At 44.6% G+C, this 2,704-nt stretch carries 1 protein-coding gene and 1 pseudogene; one reads left to right on the top strand and one right to left on the bottom strand.

The window, feature by feature from the left end:
- Window positions 1-257 precede the first annotated feature (257 nt).
- The gene (locus ABGY95_RS11430; RefSeq protein WP_347441813.1) at window positions 258-2,000 is read left to right on the top strand and encodes a P-loop NTPase fold protein; all 1,743 of its coding nucleotides are present in this window, start codon (window positions 258-260) and stop codon (window positions 1,998-2,000) included.
- Between the two features lie 209 nt (window positions 2,001-2,209).
- Here the strand turns inward: ABGY95_RS11430 and ABGY95_RS11425 are convergent.
- Window positions 2,210-2,704 (bottom strand): annotated as a pseudogene (locus ABGY95_RS11425) (hypothetical protein); the annotation flags it as partial.

The following is a 2,704-nucleotide window of genomic DNA, read 5'->3' as shown; positions in this document are numbered from 1 at the left end:
CACTCGTGGCTCGAAGCAACACCAGCTAATTTCCCCGGGCGAGAGGAAGTTCTAGGACGCTACGGTTTCAAAGGTGAAGAAGCTACAGAGGCAATTAAAAGTAGGTATATTGGGAAACGTGTTCCTAGTAAATACACCAAGAGAGGAGCTTCGAATCCAATCAAATACACATAGTAGGACTCTTGAGAGCTCTTGGATTCAAACCGGAAGTGCACCGCTTAACTTGAACAACGACCAGATGCAAATTAAATACTCATATGACAACATCAACTAACATCATCGATAAGCCCCGTAAGGAGGGTGGCAGAGACCTTTTGGGGACAGACAAGTACCTGGAAGCTCTAAATCTTTTCATCAAGTCGGCAAGTATGCCAACAACGATTGCTATCCAAGGAGAATGGGGTAGTGGAAAAACGAGTATGATGAATCAGATCAAACACACATTGTGTGAGACTGATGAAAACCCACATGCTGAGTTCTATTCAGTATGGGTAAACACATGGCAGTATTCACTGCTGAAGAGTCCAGATGAAACTCTCGTCTCCATCATTGAAGGTCTCACAGCCCAAGTCCTCCAAATTATTCAGCAGAAGCATAAGACCAAAGCTGATCAGTTGGGCAAGAAACTCGGGAAGGCGCTTTCTATTGTCGCTAGGGCTGCGGCGAAGACAGCTGTTTCCTCCACCACAGGTCTGAATGGCGGTGAAATAGTCGATGGAATTATCGACAATAGCCCCGCTAATCAGAGTATCTTGGCTCTACGTAAAGCGCTTGAGGATGCTATTGAGGAATGCCTTGAATTGGATAGAGCTGCAGGTAATACCAACAAAGGTTTCCTCTTCTTCATCGATGATCTGGATAGAATCGATCCACCTGTAGCTGTACAGATCCTAGAGCTGATTAAGAATATTTTCGAAGTCGAGAACTGTATCTTTGTTTTAGCGATCGACTATGAAATCGTCATCAAGGGCTTGGAGCCTAAGTTCGGGCCTTTGACTGAGAAAAACGAAAGAGAGTTTCGTTCGTTCTTTGATAAAATTATCCAGCTGCCTTTTAGCATGCCTGTAGGGTCGTACTCTATCGAAGACTTCCTTATCCAGTCGCTTTCCGACATCGGCTACCTAGGTGCTGATCAGCAGGGTGATGCGGATTTTAAAGCGTCGATCGTCCAGATGACATTAAGTTCGGTGGGAACTAACCCTCGTGCACTAAAGCGTCTAATCAATACGATCTCCCTCATCCAGATTATGAACCAACTTGAGGAAGGAGAGCTCGGTGAGTCTAAAGTTGAGCGACTAGTTAACTTTGGCCTGGTGTGCCTCCAGATTGCTTACCCGGCGTTGTACGAGCTGGTGGTCGAGGAGCCTAATTTTATCGTATGGGACGAAAAAATTGCTCAACGACTCCGTCTAAAAGAGCTTACTGATGACGAGAAGCAAATTCTAGACTCAACTGTAGAGTTTGACGAGGAGTGGGAGAAAATCGTCTACAGATCCTCGATACTAGACCCTTACCTCAAAAATAAAGTATTCAGCATTTCCTCGCTACTAAATCTGATCAAAGAGGCTGCACCTAAAAATGTTGACTTTGGTGAGTTGATCCAGAGCGTACTCACTTTATCAAGTGTCACGAACGTGAGTGCTGATAAAAAGGGGAGAGACAAGCCGATCGGGCAAAAGGATTACACAAAGTACACTTTCAACGGTGAGGAGCTACCGAAAGGTCGCTATGTTCATGCTGTTGTGCAGCAATATGTGAAAGACAATGGTCCATTGAACTATGATCAACTGCTGGAGGTATTCCCAATGAGCGGAAGTAGAGGTGTATTCACGACTAAAGAGAAGGCTTTGGATATTTTTGAAACCACGAATAGGAAAAGGCACTTCATTGCAGACGATCAAATTATCCAACTATCTGACTGTGAAATAGCTGTGAGTACTCAGTGGGGCGCTAAATCTATTACTCCAATCTTAGCAATATTCAAAACTTTGGGGTACTAGGACTCTTAAAGAGATATTGAGCGGAGATACTCGAAGAACCACCTGAAAAACTCCATCGTGTGTCCACGATGGAGTTTTTTAGGTGGTTGTTGGTTACTTAATAATTAGTGCCTGGCTGGAAACTGCTAATTTCTATGAATTGCGCGAGCTTATTCATGAAAGGAGTTGAGTTCCGTGGTTTTTCTTAAATTTAAGAGGCTTCACAGTGGTCAACTGGAGCCTTGATCTTGGATTTTGGTGATGTCTGAGCACAGTGCGGCCTCCAACTCTCGAGGAGGGATTCTTATAGGAGTTAGACCGTGAGACGAGTCTAAGCGATCGATTGATCGATCTTTTTTCTCAGCGTCTCTCCATTTTTCTAAAATGTGGTTGCCTATTTTATGCAGATTGTAGGCCTGCACTCCTAGTCCGACATAGCGACGATAGGCGCTAAACCCCTTATCGGGGCAGCGATTTAGCCCGTGTTGTTCGAGACAGTTGATGTTACTTTCAATGGCGCTGTGTTTATTTGCTAGGGCTTTCCACTCTTTTGTCGATTGCCTCTCTTTGTCCTTTGCGCTGAGTTTTCCTATTTTCGGAATCACGACTTGAGGTATGAGTTTTTCGAGGGGCTCTCGGTTCGCCACTTCCTTGAATTTACCTTTTCCTCGAAGTGATGGTCGCTTGCTTAGCTCGGACTTCAGGTCCCGATTGAAATACTCATC

It is taken from the genome of Rubritalea sp. (assembly GCF_039830215.1).
GTDB lineage: Bacteria > Verrucomicrobiota > Verrucomicrobiia > Verrucomicrobiales > Akkermansiaceae > Rubritalea.
This window is presented reverse-complemented; position numbering and strand designations above follow the sequence as displayed.